Annotated in this window: 20 protein-coding genes; 15 read left to right on the forward strand and 5 right to left on the reverse strand. The window is 69.3% G+C overall.

The genetic code is table 11. The features are described 5' to 3' along the window. Positions 1-421 precede the first annotated feature (421 nt). From ACFV2X_RS36150 to ACFV2X_RS36165, 4 genes are all read right to left on the reverse strand, one after another. Positions 422-649, reverse strand: coding sequence for a prevent-host-death protein (locus tag ACFV2X_RS36150; protein ID WP_385624973.1), 228 nt, complete (start codon positions 647-649; stop codon positions 422-424). Further along, entirely contained in the window at positions 636-2,957 is a 2,322-nt protein-coding gene (locus ACFV2X_RS36155) for a protein kinase (RefSeq protein WP_385624976.1), read from the reverse strand. Before ACFV2X_RS36155 ends, ACFV2X_RS36150 begins: the two co-directional genes overlap by 14 nt. A 292-nt stretch (positions 2,958-3,249) precedes the next feature. Further along, positions 3,250-4,485: a S8 family serine peptidase gene (locus ACFV2X_RS36160; RefSeq protein ID WP_385624979.1), complete on the reverse strand. Its 1,236-nt coding sequence runs from the start codon at positions 4,483-4,485 to the stop codon at positions 3,250-3,252. A gap of 128 nt (positions 4,486-4,613) precedes the next feature. Continuing rightward, positions 4,614-7,700, reverse strand: a complete 3,087-nt coding sequence (locus ACFV2X_RS36165; protein ID WP_385624982.1) for a BTAD domain-containing putative transcriptional regulator — start codon at positions 7,698-7,700, stop codon at positions 4,614-4,616. Between the two features lie 104 nt (positions 7,701-7,804). Here ACFV2X_RS36165 and ACFV2X_RS36170 point away from each other — a divergent pair, with 104 nt between their 5' ends. The 9 genes from ACFV2X_RS36170 (at position 7,805) to ACFV2X_RS36210 (ending at position 14,031) form a co-directional block, all read left to right on the forward strand. Beyond that, the gene (locus ACFV2X_RS36170) at positions 7,805-8,047 is read left to right on the forward strand and encodes a hypothetical protein (RefSeq protein ID WP_385624984.1); all 243 of its coding nucleotides are present in this window, start codon (positions 7,805-7,807) and stop codon (positions 8,045-8,047) included. A 42-nt stretch (positions 8,048-8,089) separates the two neighbouring features. After that, on the forward strand, positions 8,090-9,115 hold the full coding sequence (locus ACFV2X_RS36175; protein ID WP_385624987.1) for a DUF2599 domain-containing protein: 1,026 nt from the start codon (positions 8,090-8,092) through the stop codon (positions 9,113-9,115). A 452-nt stretch (positions 9,116-9,567) separates the two neighbouring features. Continuing rightward, a complete protein-coding gene (locus ACFV2X_RS36180) occupies positions 9,568-9,975 on the forward strand; it encodes a hypothetical protein (RefSeq protein WP_385624990.1) in 408 nt (135 codons plus the stop codon). 144 nt (positions 9,976-10,119) lie between these two features. Next, on the forward strand, positions 10,120-10,665 hold the full coding sequence (locus ACFV2X_RS36185; RefSeq protein WP_385624992.1) for a hypothetical protein: 546 nt from the start codon (positions 10,120-10,122) through the stop codon (positions 10,663-10,665). Between the two features lie 124 nt (positions 10,666-10,789). Then, positions 10,790-11,152: a DUF2089 domain-containing protein gene (locus ACFV2X_RS36190; protein WP_385624995.1), complete on the forward strand. Its 363-nt coding sequence runs from the start codon at positions 10,790-10,792 to the stop codon at positions 11,150-11,152. After that, on the forward strand, positions 11,149-11,415 hold the full coding sequence (locus tag ACFV2X_RS36195) for a hypothetical protein (protein ID WP_385624998.1): 267 nt from the start codon (positions 11,149-11,151) through the stop codon (positions 11,413-11,415). The genes ACFV2X_RS36190 and ACFV2X_RS36195 overlap by 4 nt, the downstream gene beginning before the upstream one ends. A 22-nt stretch (positions 11,416-11,437) precedes the next feature. Beyond that, positions 11,438-11,866, forward strand: a complete 429-nt coding sequence (locus ACFV2X_RS36200; protein WP_089514559.1) for a hypothetical protein — start codon at positions 11,438-11,440, stop codon at positions 11,864-11,866. 381 nt (positions 11,867-12,247) lie between these two features. After that, positions 12,248-13,243: an ATP-binding cassette domain-containing protein gene (locus tag ACFV2X_RS36205; RefSeq protein WP_385625001.1), complete on the forward strand. Its 996-nt coding sequence runs from the start codon at positions 12,248-12,250 to the stop codon at positions 13,241-13,243. Beyond that, a complete protein-coding gene (locus ACFV2X_RS36210; RefSeq protein ID WP_385625004.1) occupies positions 13,240-14,031 on the forward strand; it encodes an ABC transporter permease in 792 nt (263 codons plus the stop codon). Before ACFV2X_RS36205 ends, ACFV2X_RS36210 begins: the two co-directional genes overlap by 4 nt. A gap of 101 nt (positions 14,032-14,132) precedes the next feature. On the opposite strand, the gene ACFV2X_RS36215 is transcribed toward ACFV2X_RS36210, so the two are convergent. After that, positions 14,133-15,263 (reverse strand): FAD-dependent oxidoreductase, encoded by a 1,131-nt coding sequence (locus ACFV2X_RS36215; RefSeq protein ID WP_385625007.1) that lies wholly within the window; start codon positions 15,261-15,263, stop codon positions 14,133-14,135. Between the two features lie 72 nt (positions 15,264-15,335). On the opposite strand from ACFV2X_RS36215, the gene ACFV2X_RS36220 reads away from it, so the two are divergent. The 6 genes from ACFV2X_RS36220 to ACFV2X_RS36245 all read left to right on the forward strand — a co-directional run bounded on the left by ACFV2X_RS36220 (position 15,336) and on the right by ACFV2X_RS36245 (position 20,553). After that, positions 15,336-15,518, forward strand: coding sequence for a hypothetical protein (locus tag ACFV2X_RS36220; RefSeq protein ID WP_385625137.1), 183 nt, complete (start codon positions 15,336-15,338; stop codon positions 15,516-15,518). Positions 15,519-15,695: 177 nt separating this feature from the next. Further along, on the forward strand, positions 15,696-17,186 hold the full coding sequence (locus tag ACFV2X_RS36225) for an FG-GAP-like repeat-containing protein (protein ID WP_385625010.1): 1,491 nt from the start codon (positions 15,696-15,698) through the stop codon (positions 17,184-17,186). A 179-nt stretch (positions 17,187-17,365) separates the two neighbouring features. Beyond that, positions 17,366-17,557 carry a hypothetical protein gene (locus ACFV2X_RS36230; RefSeq protein ID WP_385625013.1) on the forward strand — a complete coding sequence of 64 codons (192 nt, stop codon included), beginning with the start codon at positions 17,366-17,368 and terminating at the stop codon, positions 17,555-17,557. A gap of 125 nt (positions 17,558-17,682) precedes the next feature. Continuing rightward, complete coding sequence (locus ACFV2X_RS36235) at positions 17,683-17,940, forward strand: hypothetical protein (protein ID WP_385625016.1); 258 nt, start codon at positions 17,683-17,685, stop codon at positions 17,938-17,940. Between the two features lie 187 nt (positions 17,941-18,127). Next, on the forward strand, positions 18,128-19,933 hold the full coding sequence (locus ACFV2X_RS36240; protein ID WP_385625018.1) for an alpha/beta fold hydrolase: 1,806 nt from the start codon (positions 18,128-18,130) through the stop codon (positions 19,931-19,933). 74 nt (positions 19,934-20,007) lie between these two features. After that, positions 20,008-20,553, forward strand: coding sequence for a hypothetical protein (locus tag ACFV2X_RS36245; RefSeq protein ID WP_385625020.1), 546 nt, complete (start codon positions 20,008-20,010; stop codon positions 20,551-20,553). Positions 20,554-20,720 lie beyond the last annotated feature (167 nt).

Raw genomic sequence — 20,720 nt, forward strand, 5'->3', positions numbered from 1 at the left:
AGGGCGAGCTGCCTGGCGACGGCCCTGAGGCCACCGTCATCGAGAGCATCGCGGTCATGGACGCTGACGTATCTGCCGAGCCGTTTGTGCCGTCGGGCAGGTTCGCACCGTCCTGTGTAGGACCGACGGCTGATGCGGCGCAATTGGCGCGCGACTCTCTTCGTTTGGCGGCGAGCTTTGTCAGTTCGCTTGCCATTGAGGTAGGTCCGGGAGTCCCCTAGCGCATCTGTGAGTTGGTACATGGCCCCCTTGGCTGAAGCGAGGTCGTATGCGAGTGACGCGGGATTACGACGCGCAAGGACGATCGACATCGACATCGACAGGGAAGCCCGCCCGGAAGCTGTCATGTACTCATTATCCGTCGGTGGGGGAATCACCACAGCGGCTCGTCATGCTGGTGTCGAGAAGTCCCTGCGGGTACTCAACGGGCACAGGGGTCGTCCGGCTCCTGCTCGGTGGTGGCGTCCTGGTCGGCGCGGAAGGCGTCCAGCGAGATTTCGGGAGCGGTGCGGGACATGGCTGCGAACTCGCCGCGCGGGGCGAACCGCCTGCGGCGCCGCAGTGGGGCCAGCTCGCCGATGCGGTGCCCGTCGCGCGTGGCGGTGCAGGCTTGGCCGTCCTGGACAGCGTCGGGACTACTCGCGCACATCGCCCGCGCGGCCCGCCGCCGCGGTGGCCGACAGCGCGGTGATGCTGTCTCCGATGGCGACGTAGACCCGACCGAAACCGACCGCGGCTTCGAAGGTCTCCGACGGCTTGTACCTCCACCGTGACTTACCGTTCGCCGCGTTCACGGCCCAGATGAACGGCCACCGATAGTCGTCGTCCGGCTCGTAGTAGTAGCCCACGTCGGTGGCGATCCGCTGGCCGACCAGGACATAGACGGTGGAGTCGGCGACCAGAAGATTCACCAGGCCGACCTTGCCTTCGGGGATCACGGAAGAGCGCCACTTCTCGTCACCGGACCGGGGGTCGAACGCGTGGAGCGTCAAGGTCGTACGCCCGGCGGCGTCGGCGGTCTGCGTGGTGACGAAGACCTGCGAGCCGTTCGCATTCGCCGCCGGGATGCCGAAGCCTCCGTACCCTTTCGCGGGCTGCATTTTGGTCCAGATGCGGTTTCCGGTGGCGGGGTCGAAGGCGATCAGACGGTCGGCCGCGTAGATGAGGGTGCCGCCCGCCGCGCACAGGTTGGGGAGTTGGCTGACATCGCCCATGGCCTCGGGCAGAGGCGTCGTCCATCCCGGAGCGCCCTTCTTCCGGGCGTCGAGCACCTGGAGTTGAGCCTGCCGTCCGCTGCCGTATGTGGAGAGCAGGCGAAACACCCGGTTTCCGGAGGGCGGCACGACCACGGTGGCGAATCCGGCGGACTTGTCGAAGTCGCGCTCCCAGATCTTGCGGCGCGACGCGATGTCCACCGCCCAGACCATGTTGAAGTTTCCTCTTTCGATCGTGCTGCCGGTGGTGTAGACGATCCCGTCCCGCCCACCGGATATCGAGCCGACGTAAAACGGGTGCCGGGCGACGGGCGCCGACCATGCCCGCTTCCCTCTCGCGAGATCCACGGCGACCACCTGTGCGTCCGCATCGCTCGCGGGATCGACGGGGAGCGACCCCCCGGCGCCGAGATAGAGCGTCCCCTCGCGGATCACACCGGCGCAGACTCCCCTGGTCCCGAGGACGTCCAGGCCCAGCAGCGGCAGCTTCCAGCGCGGGTTTCCCGCGGTGTCGAAGCTCCAGACCGCTTCGGCGGACTCGTCCGGGTCGGGCCGAGCCCCCATCCACAGGACGCCGCCCTCGTACGCGATGAGTGAGTCGATTCTCGGGACGCTGCTCCGCCACAGCGGACGCGCTTCCGCCACGTCGCCGATCTTCGGCACCGAGTCCGAGCCTGTGCCCTTGCTGCCGCCATCGCCACCGCCGCCGAAGCGCGTTGCGGCGATCACCCCACCACCGATCAGGGCAGCCGCGCCCCCGGCCAGGCCCAGGAGCGCGCGGCGGCTCGGCCGCGCGGGGTCGGTCTGCACGGCCGTCGGTGACTGCGCGGCCGTCGGTGTCCGGACGGCCGGCGTGGTGTCGAGCGCCGCGAACGGCATCCTGCTGTCCACGACTTCGGTGACCTGGCTGTCCGGACTGTGCCGGCTGTCCGGGCTGTCCGGGCTGTCCGGGGCCAGCGTGGCCAGGACGTCCGTGATGGCGGGCCGATCGTCCGGATCCTTGGCGAGACACGCCTCGATGGTTTCCCGGAGAGGCCCCGACAGGTCTCCGAGCCGGGGCGGTTCGCTGATGATCCGGTGCACGATCGCGGGAATGGTCTCCGCGTCGAAGGGGCCGCGCCCCGTGGCCGCGAAGCCCAGGATGGCGCCGAGCGAGAACACATCGCTCGCGGGCCCGGCTTGGTCCGCGCGTACCTGCTCCGGCGACATGAACGCGAACGTGCCGATGACCACGCCCAGGGATGTCAGCGCGCTGGCGTCCACGGACCGGGCGATGCCGAAGTCGATGATGCGTGGCCCGTCGGCCGCCATGATGACGTTGCTGGGCTTCAGATCGCGGTGCACCAGTCCGCAGCCGTGGATTGCCGCCAGTCCCTCGGCGAGCCCGGCGCCCAGGGCGCGCAGGGCGTCCGGGGCGAGCGGGCCGTCCGTGGTGACGACCTCGTGCAGGGAGGGGCCGGGGATGTACGCCGTGGCCAGCCATGGGGAGGTCGCGTCGGGGTCGGCGGCGATGACCTGTGCGGTGTGGAAGCCGCCGACCGCCCGTGCGGCCTCGACCTCTCGGGCGAAGCGGCGGCGGAACTGCGGATTCCTGGCGTGCTCGGGGCGGATGACTTTGACCGCGACGTGGCGACCGCCGGGAGACCTGCCGAGGTAGATCTGTCCCATGCCACCGGCGCCGAGCCGCCCCTCCAGGACGTAGGGGCCGATCCGGTCGGGGTCTGCCGGGAGCAGGTCGTCCATCAGCGTCCTTTCCGGCCCCGGTGTCGTCTCCCGAGCCCCATGTCCACCACGTCTGCACCGAGTTGGCCGTGGCGAGCCGAGCGCAGTCTGCCAGATGACGTGCGGTAACGGTGCCCCGCAGCGGGCCTGAGCCGTCAGCCGTCAGCCGTCAGCCGTCAGCGGTCAGACGCGGCTGACTGCCGCTGAGTGCATGGGGCCGCCTTCATGACACAGGCCCAGGTCGGCGACCTGGGCCTGGTTGGTCATCCAGAGACGGTGGTCATCCAGGGACGGGACCGCCTGGAGGCTTGGCTCAGCGCCGCAGGCCGAGGACTCCTCGGGGGGTGCCGATGCCGGTCGGGCCGTCGTACCCGATCTTGGCGGTGCAGAGGTAGCTGCCGCCGCAGGAGCCCGTGGATCCCTGGTCGATATCCCAGAACGCCCGGCGGTGGGCGTACGGGTAGGAGTTCGGGCGGTCCGCCGGGCCCGGGTTTCCCGCCAGCGCGTACATTGCGGCGATCAGCGCGGTGGACACACTGGTGCCGCCGATCACCCTCCAGCCCGGGGAGCTGAACGTGGAGTAGAAGGCGAAGCCGGTGGCCGGGTCGGCGAGCGCGGAGACGTCGCCGACGGTGCGCATGGGGCAGTCGGGGTCGGTCTGGAACGGCGGCTTGGGCTGGATCTGGGAGCAGCCGGAGCCGGAACGGCTCCAGGCGCTCTCGTACCAGCCGGAACGCTTCGCCTGGGGTCCCGGCACCCGCCGGAGCGAGCGGTCCAGCGTGGTACCCCCGGCAGCGGTGACGTACTGGGAAGCCGCGGGATAGAAGAAGCCGGAGTAGCCGCCGTTGCCGGCGGCGGCGACGAAGGCGATGCCGGGAAAGTTGAAGTAGGTCTGGTCGAGGGCGAGTTGTCCGGGGTCCTCCGGAAGGCCCCAACTCATGGAGATGAACTTCGCGCCCTGGGTACGGGCTTGCGTCACCGCCGTGAGCATGTTGCTGAGGGAGTTGGTGTCTGCCTCGACGAGCAGGATTCTGCAGCGGGGGCAGGCAGCGCTGACAGCCTCGATGTCGACGGCGGTCTCGGTCGCCCAACCGGGATCGGTGAGTGGTGGCGGTGTGCTGCCGCCGTTCTGGTTGATCTTCCGGAAGCAGCCATTGGCGGTGGTGCACGGCGGGAGGTGGAACGTACGGCGATAGACCGCCAGGTCGCTTTCGGCGTTGGGATTGTCGAACGCGCTGACAATCGCCACTGTCCGCCCATAGCCGCCGTTACGGGGCAGTTGGTATGCGCTTTGAATGTCGCGAGGGTGGTAGCCGGGGACGGGCGGGTTGTCGCTGTCCGGCGGCGAGCTCGTGACCGCCGGAATGTCCGTCCGCAGCTCGGCCAGACATGTGACGGTATCCGGCGCGGGGCTGCAGACGTTCTCGGAGGCCACCGCCTTCCCCGCCCTTTTCGCTGCCAGGGCGTTCGCACCTGGAGGGGCCAGGGCCAGGGTCGCTACCAGGGGCACTGCTCCCAGCAGGAACCGCAGTATGTTTATACGTCTCATGAATTTAGTCGATGCCTTGGGATTAATCCGTATATTCGACCTGGCATCGGAATTGCTTCGAATGGAGCAGCGATCTCACCGCTTTGGCCATTGCTCGCCATTGCTCGCCGGCGCGCCGGACTGGAGTGCTACGAGACCTCGCATTCATCGAGACCCGCGAGCGCCTGTGCCCGCTCCGCCGGGTGCGCCGCGGCCCCCGGCACGCCCAGCGCCATCCGGAACTGCTCGCGTGCCTCGGCGACGCGGCCCACCGCCACGTACGCGCGGCCCAGGCGGCATCGGATGTCCATCTCGATCCGGTCGTAGTGGGGTTCGGTGAGCGGGTCCAGCTCCTGGTGCTGGGAGAGCGCCTGGTGGTGGAGGGCTATGGCGGCGTTCAGGTTTCCCGCGCCCTGCTCCGCCGTACCCAGGCGGGTCAGGGCGAGGGCGTGCATGAAGATGTCCCCGGCCTGTTCGACCAGGTCGGCCGCCCGGCGGAGCAGGGCCGTGGCCTCGCCGTAGTCGCCCAGGCCGACGTGGACGTCGGCGGCGAGGGCCAGGACTCGGCTGAGCATGCGGGGTCTGCCGTTCGCCTTGGCGTGGGTGTGGGCGCCGTCGAAGGCGAGCAGCGCTTCCTCGTTCCGGCCCTGGAGGTGGTGGACGGCGCCGAGGAGGCACAGGCCCATCGAGATCAGCCAGTCGTCGGCGAGCTGCCGGGACAGCTCCACCGCCGCGGTGAGATGGGGGATCGCCTGGTCGGCCCGGCCCAGGTTCAGCTCGGCGGCGGCCAGGCCGCCCAGCGCACGGGCCTCTTCGCGGCGGTCCGCACGGCGGCGGCTGACGTCGAGGGCTTCGGTGAACCAGGCGTGCGCCTGCGGGTAGCGGCCCTGGTAGACGTCGACGATGCCCAGGCAGTTGCGCAGCGCGAGGGCCATCCGCTGGTCGCCGGCCCGGTCCGCGTGCGCGAGCGCGGTTTCGAGGGCCGTACGGCATTCGTGGTAGCGGCCCCGGCCCAGGAAGTGGTCGGTCAGGGCCTCGGCGATCCAGCAGGCGTAGTCGGCTTCGCCGAGCGCGGCGGCGTGGCCGACGACGTCGGCGAGTTCCGCGCTGGCCGCGTCCAGCCAGGCTTCCGCGTCCTTCCAGCCTGCGAACGGCGCTTGGGCGGGCCGCGGGCCGGTGGGGAAGCCGCGGGGGCCCCAGTCGCTGGTGATCCGGCCCGCGTCCAGGAAGAGGCGGAGCGCGGCGGTGCGTGCCGCGGCGGCTTCGGCGGCTTCTGCGGGGGCGGCTTCCGCGAGCCGGCGGGCATGCGCCCGGACCAGATCGTGCAGTCGGTAGCGGCCGGGGCGGGGCTGCTGGAGGAGGCTCGTATCGACCAGGCTCTCCAGCGTCCGCTCGGCCTCGCGGGACGGCCGGTCCAGCATGGCGGCGGCCAGCAGCAGATCGAACTCGACGGTCGGCGCCACCCCCAGGGTGCGGAACCCGCGCTGCTGCTCCGGCGTCAGCTGGTCGTACGACAGGCGGAAGGCCGCCTCCACGCTGCGGTCCCCGGCGCTCAGCTCGCCGAGGCGGTGCTCGTCGCCCGCCATACGGTCCACCAGATACGCCAGCGTCCAGGCGGGGCGGGTCTGCAGCCGCGTCCCGGCGATACGCAGCGCCAGCGGCAGCCCGTCGCACAGCCGCGCCAGCTCATGCGTCGCGTCCGGCTCCCGGTCCGCGCGGTCCTCGCCGACGATGTGCCGGAGCAGGGACACCGCGGCGCCCGTCTCCAGGGGCTCCAGGGTGACCCGCCGATCGGCGTCCAGGCCGGGCAGCCGCCGTCGACCGGCCACGAGCACCAGGCTGCCGGGGCCGGCGGGCAGCAGCGGCCGGATCTGCCGCGTACCCAGGGCGTCGTCGAGTACGAGCAGCAGCCGCAGCGAGCTGGTCGCGGCGCGCCAGGCGGCGGTGAGTTCGTCGAGGTCGTTCGGCACCTCGCTGTCGGCCGCGCCGAGCGAGCGCAGCAACCGGCGCAGCACGCGCTGCGGCGCCAGCTTGTGCCGCCCTCCTGTGCTGTGTGCGCGCAGATCCACGAACAGGCAGCCGTCGGGGTAGTGGGCGCGCAGGCTCTGGGCCGCGCGGACGACGAGGGCGGTCTTGCCGACCCCGGCGGGGCCGTCCACCGTCACGATCGCCATGGAGTCGGGCGGAAGTGGGGCGGTCAGCAGGGCCAGTTCGGGCTTCCGGCCGATGAGGTGGCCCGCGTCGCCCGGCAGTTCATTGACCGCGGGGCGGTGGGGGCGGGGCTGGACGGGCGGAGCGGCGGGGCGTCGTACGGGCTCCTGTGCCGGCTCGCGTACGGGTTCCCGTATGGGCTCGCGTACGGGAACCCGTACTGGCGTCCCTGCCGGCTCGCCTACCGGATCCCGTACGGGCGTCCCTGCCGGCTCGTGTACCGGCTCGCGCCCGAGGAGGTACGCGTCGTCCCGGCGCAGCACCGCCTCGTGCACCCGGTGCAACTCCTTGCCGGGATCGACCCCGAGTTCGTCGCGCAGCCGCTCGCGCATGGCCTGGAAGGCGTTCAGCGCCTCCGCCTGTCGTTCGCTGCCGTACAGCGCGCGCATACGCAGCGCCAGCAGCGACTCGTCGTACGGATCGGAGACGGACAGCGCGGCGAGGTCGTCCAGGGCTTCGCCGGACCGGTCCAGCAGCACCAGGCATTCCAGCCGCTCCAGCTGGAGCTTGCGCTGACGCTCGGCCAGCCGCCGCCGCTCGACCTGCGTGAACGGGCCCGGCAGCCCGGCCAGGGGTTCGCCCCGGAACAGGGCCAGCGCCTGCGAGAACCCGTCCGCGGCGGCGGCCAGATCGCCGGATGCCTTTGCGCGCTGTGCCTCGTCGGCCCGCTCGGCCAGCTCGGCCACATCGAGCCGGACCCCGTCGGCGACGAAACGGTATCCGCCCCGGTCGCTGCGGATGACCGACTGCTCCTGCCCGCTTCCCGCGTCGAGCGCCTTTCGCAGCGGGTAGACATAGCTTGGAAGCACCCGGCGGCCGGACTTCGGCGGGCTTGACCCCCACACCCCGTCCAGCAACTGCTCATGGCTCACCAATACGCCCGGCCGCAGCACCAGCGCGCTGAGCACCGCCTGCCGCCGCACCGGCCCCAGATCCAGCGGCGTACCGTTCCGCCAGGCCCGGACGGGCCCGAGCACCGCGATCCGTAGCCGCTGCGGTCGCCCCTGAGGCGTTCCCCCGTCCACCTCGAAGCCTCCGCCCCCCGCATCATCGAAATTTCATCTGCATTGCAGCGCCTGCGGCGATGGTTGGCAAGACACGACTGAGTACCGCCGGAAGCGTGGGGTCCATGGCTGGGATGAAAAGACGGCATGTGAACAGAGTCGTCTCCGACGCCAGGTTCGCCTTCAATCGGGGCGATTTCACATTCGAGGCCGTCATCGACATCAATCCACGCGCCAACCCCTCCATGAGAAAGATTCGCGGCGCCGTGGACGAACTCGTCTCCGCCATCGAGGCGGTGGGCTGGCAATGCGTCGGGGTCCAACCCTTCCTCGCGTCGGTCGAAATGCAGTTCGTCCGCGCCGTTTGACACGGCCGGCCACCAATGACCGACTACTGAGAGGAACCGATCGTGGAAGTGTCGACTCGACCGTTACGGCGAAATGCTGCCCTGGTCAAGGGCGTGGTTGTCGCCCTGGCCTCCCTCGCCGCCCTGACGGTTCAGGCGTCTCCGGCGGCCGCGGACGACGCCTGCGGCAAGCAGGTCGGCGGAGCGATCCTCGCCAAGTACGACGAGCTGGGCCGCGAGACAGGGCCGCTCGGCTGTCCGAAAGACATCGAACTGGACAACCCCGACGGCGTCGGCAAGCGACAGGAGTTCGCGGGCGGCACCATCTACTGGTCCGCCGCCAGCGACGCGCACCCCGTATGGGGCGCGATCGGCGACAAGTGGGGCGCGCTCGGCTACGAGCGCGGGAAGCTCGGCTACCCGGTCGACGACGAACGCACCAACCCCGATGGCGTCGGCAAGCGGCAGCAGTTCCAGGGCGGCACCGTCTACTGGCATCCGACGCTGTCGAACGGGGCGCACCCTGTGTGGGGGCGTATCGGCGAGCTGTGGGGGCAGTGGGGGTATGAGCGAGGCGCGTTCGGCTACCCGGTGACGGACGAGTACGACGCCGTAAAAGTCGGAGGCAATCTCGCCGAGAACACGGGCGTACGCCAGCGCTTCCAGAACGACCGGTTCCTGCTCTGGAGCCCCGGCCAGGCCAACGCCTTCGAGACCTGCCACAGTGAGTGTGTCGGCTACCTCGGTGTGACCAACGAGCCGTGGGTAAAGCAGACCGAGGTCTACACCAACCTGGGCAACGGCAAGCGCTCCGTCCATGTCACTCCGACCGACGCCGCATTCAAGGACGCGGACGACGATCTGCAGGAAAACTGGCGGCAGGTGTGGGCCAACACGCCCCTGTTCCGGAACGCCACCCAGACCGAGATCAACTCTGTCTCCAAGCAGCTCTACTGCCACGCGGCGTTCGCCTTCCCCAGTCCCGGGGGCGGGCACTTCGGCGGTCCGACCTGGGATCTGGAAACCTGGCGCGCGGACATCCCCTGGGATTCCGCAGAGGCCCTGAGGACCCAGTGCAACTGGGATTAGCGCACTGAACGGAGCCCGCCGGCACCACGCCGGCGGGCTCTTTCGCGTCGAAATTCCACCGGCATGCGGTCCCCTGTCTCCGGGGCCAGGACAACGACGCCGTCGCGGAGTTCCTGAAGAAGGTGCATCTCGAAGGGGCCGGACCCAGGTCGGTGCGGATTCCGAACGGATTGGGGCAGGTCATCTTGGCGGGCGGCAGTATCGTCCCGGCGCGGGCGGCTACCATCGTCCCGAGTCCGAACGGGCTGTACAAGACGGCTTACCCCGTCGTCGGCCCGGACCAGGAGGGTGGAGCGGTGGGCTTCTCCGTGTCGTTCGATCCGGCCACTCCATCGGCGGGTGCGGTAGCTCCCACTCCAGCCAGTCCGGGTCCGAGTGCGAGTCCGGGTCCGGGTCCGAGTCCGGGGTCGAGTCCGGGTCCGGAGCTTGACGACGATTACGAGACCCTTGTCATGGAGGCGTGCGACGCCCTCTCCGATGCCGGTGGCAGCACATTCCACATCAGTGGATTCGGGACCGATGAGTGGCCGTTCGATGTCGCGTACGACATGTCCACGTTCATGGAACAACTTCCACCGCTGCTGGCGGGCGTGCGCGAACGGCGTGAAGTCGTAGTGGATCTGTACTCACAAGGTGTCGAGAGGACCTTGACCTTTCGCCCGGTCGGGAATCTCACGGTGATTCGGTGCGAATCGCGGACCGATTGGATTCCCGACCCGGAATGCGAGACCGTGGAACACGGCGAGCTCGTCGCGATGCTCTCAAAATTGGCCCATGACTTCGCCAGGGGCTTGAAGGCGATCAATTCCGAGCTGTCGGAGGCCGATCCCTTCGCGTGGTGGCTGACGGGCAGGGCGTAGCCTGCGTCAGCCCCAGCCCTCCTCGTCGCGCGGAGCCGACTTGCCGGTGCCGACCGGCTCGCCGTAGTCGTAGCAACATAGCGCCGACCAGGAACGGTAAGTTGGGTCGGACCCATCTGTCTGTTCTCTTCCTGAGGCGGCCCCGTGAGCGACACGTACTCACCGATACCTGAGCTGAATCTGCTCAAGGAGTTCGATGATGAGTGCACGGACTTCTACTCGCCAGGTTTCGAACTGCGCGAGTACAACAAATCATTCTGGCTGGAGTGGGAGAACTCGGAGTTCGATGACCGAGTAATTCCCTTCGCCCAGGCCACCACATCCGGTTCCCTTTACGCGCTGTGGCGGTCCGACGACCGGGCGGACCTCGCCACGCTGCCCGTCCTCTTCCTCGGCGACGAGGGGGATCTCTACGTCGTCGCGCACAATCTGCGGGATCTGTTCTGGGACCTCCTAGACGGAGAGCTCGACGGTCCCGCCCCCACCCGCCAGACGTACCTCGACACCCGCCAGGCGTACCTCGCCTGGCTGAAGCGGAACTTCGGGCCTGCGGCGCCCAGGTTTGAGCGGAGCCCCATGGAGGAGCACGGCTGGCGGTTCGTGGACTGGCTGCTGAGCGTGGGGGAAGAGGATGTCGCTGATGTCGTGATTGAGAATCTTGCCCTTTTTAAGGTGCCGCGCCCCTCGTGATCGGCGACGATCGGGATCGCGTCGAAGGTGAGATTGAAAAAATTAAGGTTCTCGCGTTGCGATCTTAAGAATCTCAAGGTACAAATGAATGGTAGGCGCGTCACCGAGGGTAAGGGAGCCGAGGGTGGACTGGCAGGAGCTGACGGACCTGACGCGCGGACAGCCGTTCGTGGTCGAACGGGTCCGCCTCGCCGACAGCGGCGTCGTGGTCGAGGGGCAGTTCGAGCCGCCGCAGCTGGCCCAGCTCGGCATCGACGACCAGGTGTTCATCGCCGCGTTCGTACGGTCGCACGGTTCGATCAAGGAGATGGAGCGGATCTTCGGGGTGAGCTACCCGACGATCAAGTCCCGGCTGAAGCGGATCGCCGAGCACCTCGACTTCGTCGATACCAACCCGGCACCCACCAGCGCCGATGTCATCGACCGCCTGCAGCGGGGGGAGATCAGCGCCCAGGAGGCGCTGGCCGAGCTGGAGCAGACCCGTTGATCCCGCAGCTGGTGACGGTGCGCTATCGCCGGTCCGACGGCCGCCGACGGCGGCTGTACGTCCCTGTCGTGCCGGTGGTGCTGGTGCTGTCGCCGCTGCTGCTGCTCGCCGTACTGGGCGGAGTGATCGCATGCCGCGTCACCCGGGTGAAGGTGAGCCCGCTGGGCGCGCTGCGGGGGTTGGGGCGACTGCTGTGGGCGCTGCCCGGCACCCGGTTCGAGTACGAGGAGGGTCGAACGGCCTTCCTGGTGAGCGTCAGATGAGTCAGAGGAGCAGGGAGCAGCAATGAACGAGCAGCGCCGCCAGATCCTGGAGATGCTGGCCGATGGCAAGATCACCGCGGCTGAGGCGGAGCGGCTGATCGACGCCCTGGAACGACAACAGCCCGAGTCGCCGCCGGGGGCCGTATCCCGTCCGAAAGCCCGGCCCAAGTACCTGCGGGTGGTGGTGGACGCGGCGGACGGCTCCGGCGAGGGGTCAAGCCGTGTCAATGTCCAGATCCCACTACAACTGCTGCGCGCCGGGGTCCGGCTCACGAGCCTTATCCCTCCGCAGGCGGTCACCAAGGTCAACGCGGAGCTGAGCAAGGCAGGGGTGCCGATCGACCTCGGCGAGCTCAAGCCGCAGCACCTCGAGGAGCTCATCGAGCATCTCGACGACGTCAAGATCGACATCGACGACCCCGACTCCAAGGTGCAGGTGTTCTGCGAGTAACACCGTCACGGCCCCGGGCGCTCAGCCCGTCGCGGCGGGCGCCGGAGAATCCGCCGACGAAATAGCGGACGATATAGCCGACGATATAGCGGACATGGCGGCGGCCTTTCGATCACACCAAGGCCGCCGGTTTCTCGATCTGGACTTCGACGTCCGACGGCAGCATTCGCCTCGGCCCAGTGGCCCGCGGTTCGGTCGTTCTCGGCACCGCGTTCGGTGATCTGGGGGGATCTGGAGGCCGGCATCGCTGTGGGCGCCGCCGTATGGCTCGACGTCACCCAGGGCTGGGCCCCGCACCACAGAAGAACCGGCCCCAACTCACTTACTTCATCAGCCACTTCAGGTTTCCAGCGGGAGGGCTCCTCCATGCCTTCATCTGTCATGCCCACATCCAGGCGCGGCGACGGTGCCGACGGTGCGCAGCCGTCGGCCGCCATCTCCACCGTCGGTCTGCGCAAGTCGTACGGGGACAAGACCGTCCTCGACGGCATCGATCTGCACATCCCCGCCGGCTCGGTGTTCGCGCTGCTCGGCCCGAACGGTGCCGGCAAGACCACCGCCGTGAAGATCCTGTCCACCCTCATCACCGCCGACGGCGGCCAGGCCCGGGTCGCCGGCCACGACATCGCCACCTCACCGGACGGGGTACGTGCCGCGATCGGGGTGACCGGGCAGTTCTCCGCCGTCGACGGGCTGATCACCGGCGAGGAGAACATGCTCCTCATGGCAGACCTGCACCACCTCTCCAAGCACGAGGGACGGCAGGTCACGGCCGAGTTGCTGGAGCGCTTCGACCTCGTCGCGGCCGCGAAGAAGCCCGCCTCCACCTACTCCGGCGGCATGAAACGCCGCCTGGACATCGCCATGACCCTGGTCGGCAACCCGCGCATCATCTTCCTCGACGAACCCACCACCGGCCTCGACCCGCGCTCCCGGCACACCATGTGGCAGATCATCCGCGAGCTCGTCTCCGGCGGCGTCACCGTCTTCCTCACCACCCAGCACCTGGACGAGGCCGACGAACTCGCCGACCGTATCGCCGTGCTGAACGACGGCAAGATCGCCGCCGAGGGCACCGCGGAGCAGTTGAAGCGGCTGGTCCCCGGGGGACACGTGCGGCTCCGCTTCACCGACCCTGGCGCGTACCAGAGTGCCGCCGCCACACTGCGCGAGGCCACCGGCGACGACGAAGCCCTGTCCCTGCAGATCCCCAGCGACGGCAGCCAGCGCGAACTGCGCTCCATCCTCGACTGGCTGGACACGGCCGGCATCGAGGCGGACGGGCTGACCGTGCACACCCCCGACCTCGACGACGTGTTCTTCGCCCTGACCGGCCCGGCCGACGTCCCCAACCAGCGCAAGGAGAACGTCCGATGAGCGCCCTCTCCCTCGCCGTCCGCGACTCGAACACGATGCTGCGCCGCAATCTGCTGCACGCGTGGCGCTACCCGTCCGGAACCCTGAACCTGCTGCTCACGCCGATCATGATGCTGCTGCTCTTCGTCTACATCTTCGGCGACGTGATGAGCGCGGGCATCGGTGGCGGCGGCGCGGACCGCTCCGAGTACATCGCCTATATCGTTCCGGGCATCCTGATGATGACCATCGGCAGCACCGTGATCGGGGCCGCGGTGTACGTCTCGATGGACATGGCCGAGGGCCTCATCGCCCGCTTCCGCACGATGGCGGTCTACCGCGGCTCTGTGATCATCGGGCATGTCGTCGGCAGCGTGCTGCAGTCGATTGCCAGTGTGGTCCTCGTCGGTGCCGTCGGCGTGGCCATCGGCTTCCGGTCCACGGACGCCACCGTCCTGGAGTGGGTGGCGGCATTCGGGCTGCTCGCGCTGTTCGCCCTGGCGCTCACCTGGATCGCGATCGGGATGGGCATGGCCAGCCCGAACCCCGAGGCGGCCAGCAACGCGGCCATGCCGCTGATCCTCCTGCCGCTCATCTCGAGCGCCTTCATCCCGGCCGACACGATGCCGGGCTGGTTCCGGCCGATCGCCGAGTACCAGCCGTTCACCCCGGCCATCGAGACGCTGCGCGGGCTGCTGCTGGGCACCGAGATCGGCCACAACGGGTGGCTGGCCGTCGCCTGGTGCGTGGGGCTGACCTTGCTCGGCTACTTCTGGTCCATGTCGCTGTTCAACCGCGACCCGAAGTAGCGGGAGAGGGACCGGTCAGCAACTCGTCCCACTTCAGCTCCTACTCCAGGGTGGCGTACTCCGACACCGCGTCGGCGTACGCCACCCGGGGCTTGCGCGGCCTATTGACCCTTCTTGTTGATCATGTTGAGCAGGCCGTGGGCTGTGTTGTCGTCGGAGTCGATCCCCTTGAGCTCGGCACCTTCAAAGGTGGCCACCTCGGCGCTGCGGGGGAACATGGCCTGCTCGTACTCGGTGAGCGCGGCCTCGATGTCATCGGGGTGCGCGGCGAGGGCCTTGCCGAGTTCGGCACCGTCGAGCATGGCCAGGTTGGCGCCTTCGCCGTTCGGGGCTTGGAGGTGGGCGGCGTCGCCGAGCAGGGTCACCCCCGGCACCCGGTCCCACCTGAGCTCGGCCGGCAGGGCGTGGAAGGAGCGCAGAACCGGCGCGGTGTCGCCGTCGGTGATCAGCGAGGTGAGCTCCGGTGCCCAGCCGCCGAACTCCTGCGCGATACGTGCGGCGGCCGCGGCGGCATCGGTGAAGTCGATGGCGGCGAACCAGTCCTGCGGCCTGCTGAGCATCACGTAGACGTGCAGCGTGTCGCCGCTCTCCCGGTGGGCGAAGATCTCCCTGCCCGGTGAGGGCGCCATCATCGACCCGCCGCCGACCGTCTTCGCGGCGGCGGGGTGCCGGGTGTCGGCCTCGTACAGGTAGGTCTCGACGCACGACGTACCGGTGTACTCGGGTGTGGCGGTGGTGAGCAGCGGCCGCACCCGTGACCACGCGCCGTCCGCGCCGACCAGCAGGCCGGTGACGGTGGTGGTGCCGTCGGCGAACGTCACCTCGTAGCCGTCATCGCCGAAGGCACGGACGCCGCTCACCTTGTGCCCCCATCGGACGGTGCCGGCCGGAAGCGATTCGAGCAGTATCCGTCGCAGCTCGCCGCGCAGCGCCTCGGGGCGGCCCCCCGTGCCGTCGTCGGCCTCCTCGAACACGACGGTCCCGTCCCGGTCGATGACCCGCATCGCCTGGCGGCCGTCCAGGATGATGGAGCGGAACTCGTCCATCAGGCCGGCCGCCTCGAGGGCGAGCTGCCCGTTGTAGTCGTGGATGTCGAGCATCCCGCCCTGCGTGCGCGCCGACGGGGAGGGCTCCGCCTCGTAGACCGTGGCCGGGATTCCGTGGACGTGCAGGACGCGGGCCAGCGTGAGGCCGCCGAGTCCGGCGCCGATGATCGTGACTGGTGTGCGCATGATGACTCCTCGGGATCGGGCCGCCCGGTGAGTTCCGGCCGGCCGTCTCCCGAAAGGTGCCGGACCCCGCCGATGAGCCACCGACATCCGACCGACGGCCCCCGACGAGCGACCGGCGCGGCACTGCAACGCCACCGCGCCGCCCTCACGCCGGATCCCGTGCCGTTGGTCGCGGTCTCCCGCAGCGGGACCGACTGCGCCGGTCTCGACGCCGCGTACGGCTCGGCGGAACTCCTCGCGGCGTGGCGCTCCTGACCAGATTGCTCCGCGGCCGTGGCCGTGGCCGTGACCGTTGAGGTCAGGGATCGGGCGTACGGCTGGTTACACAACAATGACATTCAGGCGTACAACCGGAGACCTGCCTTCCTCGTCGGACTGTGCGGGGGCGCGGCGCGTGCCGTGTTGAACTCGACCACTCTGAGAGGCAGTTGTATGTCCCGAGCAGGACACAGGATCCGTACCGCACGGCTGGGCGCGCCCCTGGCAGCCGCGGTGCTGCTCGCCGGAGGGCTCAGCGCCTGGGCCCTCACCGGGGCTTCGGCCCAGGCCGCCCCCGCGTCGGTGGACGCCCAGGACGACTTCAATGGCGACGGCTACGCCGACCTCGTCATCGGCGCGCCGAACGCCACGGTGTCCGACAAGGCGAAGGCCGGCTACGTGGCCATCACATACGGCTCGGCGAGCGGACTGTCCACCGCCAACAAGAAGATCGTGAGCCGGTCGACCAGCGGGGTACCCGGCTCCGCGACCGCGGGCGAGCGCTTCGGGCTGACCTTCACCAAGGGCGACCTGGACGGCGACGGCTACGGCGACCTGGTGATCGCGGGCGGCGCCCAGGGCTCCGTCGTGCTGTGGGGCTCCGCCTCCGGGCTCACCGGCGGCACGAACCTCGCCGGGTACGGGCAGGCCCCGCAGGCCGGTGACTTCGACGGGGACGGCAAGACCGACCTCGCGCTGTTCGCCCACAGCACCGTCGCGGGTGACGACCCGCAGGGGGCCAAGGCCGCCCTGTGGAAGGGCCCGATCTCCCGGACCGGCACGCCCGCCGCCGTGCTCAACATCCTCGACAAGTCCGAATGGTGGGGCTACGACGAGGACGACGCCTCCTGCGCCACGGGTGGCGGCTGCGAGGAGGACGGCGACTCGATCAGCGGGCCCATCGTCAACGGCCATGTCGGCGACGTCAACGGCGACGGCAAGGACGACATCGTCCAGTGGGTCTACACCGGTGACGGAACCTGGGGCAACCGGCTGCTGAACGGCGGCGCGTCGGGCTTCACCAAGTCCTGGGTCCCCGGCGAAGGCGCAAGCAGCGACGTCTCGGGCACCGGCGTGGGCGATGTGAACGGTGACGGCTTCGATGACGTGGTGGTCGGCGGCGACGGCTGGGACAGCAAGGTCCGCGTCGCCTACGGCTCGGCCTCCGGCCTGTCCGACGCGAACACGAAGTCGTTCGACCAGAGCCTGCCCGGCCTCTACGGCGCGGAGGAGGAGGGCGACGGCCTCGGCACGGCGGTCTCCGTGGACGACGTGAACGGTGACGGCTACGCGGACATCGCCCTCGGCATCCCCGGCGAGGACTTCAGCGGCCTCACCGACGCCGGTTCGTTCGCCCTGGTCCCCGGCAGCGCCTCCGGCTTCACCGGCACCGGCAGCCAGGTCTTCCACCAGAACACCCCTGGGGTGCCCGGCGTGGCCGAATCGGGCGACAAGTTCGGCGCCACCACCGCGCTCCTCGACGTCAACGGAGACGGCCACCGCGACATCGCCGTCGCCTCCACCACCGAGAACGGCGACAACGGCGCGGTCTGGCTGCTCCGCGGCACGACCACCGGCCTGACCACGAACTCCGCTCTCGCCTTCGGCCCCGACGACCTGTCCGCGCCCGCCACGAAGGCGCAGTTCGGGACCAGCCTGCGCTGACCGTCCTGCGCTGACAGTCCTGTGCTGCCCGTCCGGGCCTAATGACGGCACGGGGCCCGTACGGCCGGCCTCACTCACGTGGCCCCTGGCTCCCCGCCAGGGGCCACGGCTCATGATGTGCGCGGCGCGGGCAGCAGGGGAACCCGGACTGGGAGCAACGCGCGACGCCGCATCCAGCGGTGTGGGCCGGCATCCAGCGCTTCCAGGTCGGCGAGGACGGCGACGGCGCCCACCTCGTCGTCGCCGTCGACCATGGTCGGGCGCTGCGACGACTCGACATCGGACGCCTGCGATTCGTGGCTGATACCGCGGCCTCGTCCGGCGAGATTGTCTCCGCGGTGCTGTCGCCCCGCCCAGATGCATTTCCCTGAGATCTGGGGCGACAAGCTCAGAGCATAAAAAATACAAACCAGAGGTAGCAGAATCGCCTGCGGTGCACCGGCGCGGAGCGTCCGCACACGAAGAGAAACCTGTACAACCAGGAAGGTGTGATCCGATGTCCGTAACCCCCGAGTCCCGCATTGCCCGTTGGGCACAGAACAACGCCGCGGAGTACAGCGACTACCACGTGCCGCAGACCCCGGAGACCGTTCCCGCACTGGGCGCCACCGACGTGGCCGCAGCCGCGCCCGCCGAGGTCCCGACCGCTTTCTGGGTCGGCTACCAGGGCAGTGACAAGCGCGTTCCCGGCACCGGCCTGGCCGCCGGCGGCTCCGTTCAGGACCTGCTGCACGGCCACCCCGGGTTGATCTGACCGTAGATCCGTAAGCCGACCGCTCGACGTCTCCGGCGGAACTCCCGGCCGGGGGCGTCGAGCGGCGATTTCCCGGCACGTCGGTGCCGCCCGCACGTCGGTGCCGCCCGCCCCCACGCCGCGACATTCCTCCGGAGGGCATATGCATGTCGGAGAGCGCGATGCCATTGACGCCGTATTTCGCAAGGTGGAATTACTGACGTCCATTGGCCAGACCATCGGCAGCCTTGAACAGATCGCCACCTCCGCCCAGTTCGCCGACGCCGGTCTCTTCAGCTGGCCCATCGGAAAGCTCCGGGTGCCCCAGCGGTGGCGCGCCGTGGGCGACAACCACCTGGACAAGGTCTTCGGCTACCCCAATGTCATGGCGATGGTGCACACCCGCGGCCTCGCCGGACTCGGACTGCTCCTCCCGGGCGCGAGCCGCGCCCAGCGAGGCGTCCTCGCCGCCACGATGTGTGCGACGGGGTACGGACTGCAGACGCGCGTGCCGTACGGGTTCGACGGCTCCGACCACTTCGCGTTCCTGAACTACGCCTGTGCGGTCTTGGAGAAGGCGTTTCCCCACGATGAACGGGCCCGGGAAGCCGTGGTCACCTTCCTCGCCGCGCAGGCATGCCTCTCCTATTTCACCTCCGGTGCCGCCAAGCTGGTATCACCGGTGTGGCGCGACGGAAGCGCCATCCCACGGATTTTCCGTACCGCCACCTACGGCGACAGCCTCTTCTACCGGACGGTCCGCGACCGCCCGTGGCTGGCCAAGGCGGTGGCGTGGTCCACGATCGCCGGCGAGATGGCCTTCCCGCTGGTCCTGGTGGCTCCGAAGCCCGTCGCCCGGGGGATCCTGGCCACCGGAACGGCGTTTCATCTCGGCAATGCGCGCTTCATGGGACTCAATCGGTTCGTGTGGTCGTTCGGGGCCACCTACCCGGCTGTTGTGCATGTGTCCCGCACGCTGGGGCGCGGCGCCGCTGAGTCTCCGCCCGCCGCGATGGCCAGGAGCGGCGTGACGCGTAACGGTGTGACGCGTAACGGCGTGCTCGCGGCCACAGGGGCTGCGGTGGTCGCGGGGATGGCGGCGCACCGCGTGGTGAAGCGCCGACGGGGGCGGACGAGGGCATCGGTGCCCGGGCGGCTGGTCCGGGTGCACGGGCGTGATGTGCATGTGCTGGCGAACACCGGCGTCGGCGGCACGGGGCCGACGGTCGTCTTCGAGAACGGCATGGCCTGCCCGGCCACCGAATGGGGGTGGGTGCTGGCCGAACTCGGCTCCAGCACCGGCTACGTGGCCTATGACCGGCCCGGGATCGGCTGGAGCGCGGCGGCGTCGGTGCCGCGCGACGCGGAGTGGAGCAGCGCGGGACTGCGCGGATTGCTCGCCGCAGTCGATGCGCGGCCGCCGTTCCTGCTCGTCGGCCACTCGGTCGGAGGGGTCCTGATCCGGTGCTTCGCGCGCCGTCACCCCGAACTCGTCGCAGGGCTCGTGTTCGTCGACTCCTCCCATCCGGATCAGCTCAGGCGGTCACCGGGGCAGCGGCAGACGTTGCCATGGGTCAGGCAGCAAGTGACCGCCACATGGCTGAGGGCCATGGCCGGAACGCTGCACCAGCGCGAGGAGTACCGGCCGTTCGGCTCCCTGCCCGACGGCATGGCCGAGGCGACCGAGCGGCGCATGGCGGCACCGGGCACCTGGTGGGCGACCCGTCAGGAAATGCGCTACTGGCAGCATTCGTGGTCACCCGACGCGGCACAGCTGTCGGCGACTTTCCAGCCCGTGGCGGTGCTCACCGCCGGAGAGACCGTCCGGGCGGACCCGGCGCACACCGCCCTCCAGCGCGAACTGGCAGCCCTGTCCGCCGTCTCGCGGCACGACTTCGTGACGGACGCCGGGCACGACGCCCTGGTGATGGCACCGGAACACGCGCCCAGGGTCGTCGAAGGCATCGAGTGGGTCCGCACCCGCGCCCGCACATCTGAACTCGCCCATGACTGAGAACTCGTCCATGACTGAGAACGCGCCCATGACTGAGAAACGGAACAAGCACCGACACGAGTGAGGAGACCCTGATGGCCCTCCGTACGTCCATTCCCCGGTACGGCCTGTACGGACTTCTGCTGTCCTGGTTCGGGCTCACCGCCGCCCAGCAGTTCAAGAAGCGCCCGCGCTTCCTCGACACGCTCGATCCCGCCAACGTATCCCTCCCCATCTCGACCTTCTTCGCACCGAACCCCGGCAGTACCGATACGCATCTGCTGATGCGGAACCGGCTCGCCGACGGCAGCGTGAGCGAGTGGACGGAGTTTCCGATGACGCAGGCCAGATCATCGAGCCACATGGTCTGGCACCCGGGGCTGCGGGCCGAGAAGGCGCTGCTCGACATCGTCACCGACCTCACGGCTGTGCTGCGTGAGGAGCGGCGCGTGGAGTACGTCCAGCTGACCGTTCCGTATCTCAGTCTGCTGAACTTCGTCACGAGCCGTTGTAAGAGCGTGCCGAATGCCGAGCAAGTGCAGTTCCTGCTGGTGTCCTCGGCGGGGAGTGACGAGAGCGAAGAGCCGTCTGCGCTCTTCGCCTCCGCGTTTCATGACGTCGTAGGAACTCACCGCGCTTGACAGCGGATGCGCTGCGCATGGCCGAGGCGGCTGGGGTTGGGGCGGTTGATTTGTTGTCAATCACTCGCACGAGTGGCCACGATCGCCTCATCTCGAGACAGCTGGGCCCACCTGCGTGAAGCCAACCCGGGAGCGGCCTCCACTCGGGCAAACCATACCCTTTAGCC

The sequence above is a fragment of the Streptomyces sp. NPDC059679 genome, from assembly GCF_042734105.1.
In the GTDB taxonomy this organism is placed as follows: domain Bacteria; phylum Actinomycetota; class Actinomycetes; order Streptomycetales; family Streptomycetaceae; genus Streptomyces.

What these genes read in the sequence shown, in the direction of transcription:
- ACFV2X_RS36155 (WP_385624976.1), bottom strand. Translation starts at nt 2,957, where the DNA reads ATGGACGACCTGCTCCCGGCAGACCCCGACCGGATCGGCCCCTACGTC.
- ACFV2X_RS36150 (WP_385624973.1), bottom strand. Translation starts at nt 649, where the DNA reads ATGTGCGCGAGTAGTCCCGACGCTGTCCAGGACGGCCAAGCCTGCACC.
- ACFV2X_RS36170 (WP_385624984.1), top strand. Translation starts at nt 7,805, where the DNA reads ATGGCTGGGATGAAAAGACGGCATGTGAACAGAGTCGTCTCCGACGCC.
- ACFV2X_RS36210 (WP_385625004.1), top strand. Translation starts at nt 13,240, where the DNA reads ATGAGCGCCCTCTCCCTCGCCGTCCGCGACTCGAACACGATGCTGCGC.
- ACFV2X_RS36215 (WP_385625007.1), bottom strand. Translation starts at nt 15,263, where the DNA reads ATGCGCACACCAGTCACGATCATCGGCGCCGGACTCGGCGGCCTCACG.
- ACFV2X_RS36235 (WP_385625016.1), top strand. Translation starts at nt 17,683, where the DNA reads ATGTCCGTAACCCCCGAGTCCCGCATTGCCCGTTGGGCACAGAACAAC.
- ACFV2X_RS36245 (WP_385625020.1), top strand. Translation starts at nt 20,008, where the DNA reads ATGGCCCTCCGTACGTCCATTCCCCGGTACGGCCTGTACGGACTTCTG.
- ACFV2X_RS36225 (WP_385625010.1), top strand. Translation starts at nt 15,696, where the DNA reads ATGTCCCGAGCAGGACACAGGATCCGTACCGCACGGCTGGGCGCGCCC.
- ACFV2X_RS36180 (WP_385624990.1), top strand. Translation starts at nt 9,568, where the DNA reads ATGGAGGCGTGCGACGCCCTCTCCGATGCCGGTGGCAGCACATTCCAC.
- ACFV2X_RS36220 (WP_385625137.1), top strand. Translation starts at nt 15,336, where the DNA reads ATGAGCCACCGACATCCGACCGACGGCCCCCGACGAGCGACCGGCGCG.
- ACFV2X_RS36160 (WP_385624979.1), bottom strand. Translation starts at nt 4,485, where the DNA reads ATGAGACGTATAAACATACTGCGGTTCCTGCTGGGAGCAGTGCCCCTG.
- ACFV2X_RS36205 (WP_385625001.1), top strand. Translation starts at nt 12,248, where the DNA reads ATGCCCACATCCAGGCGCGGCGACGGTGCCGACGGTGCGCAGCCGTCG.
- ACFV2X_RS36200 (WP_089514559.1), top strand. Translation starts at nt 11,438, where the DNA reads ATGAACGAGCAGCGCCGCCAGATCCTGGAGATGCTGGCCGATGGCAAG.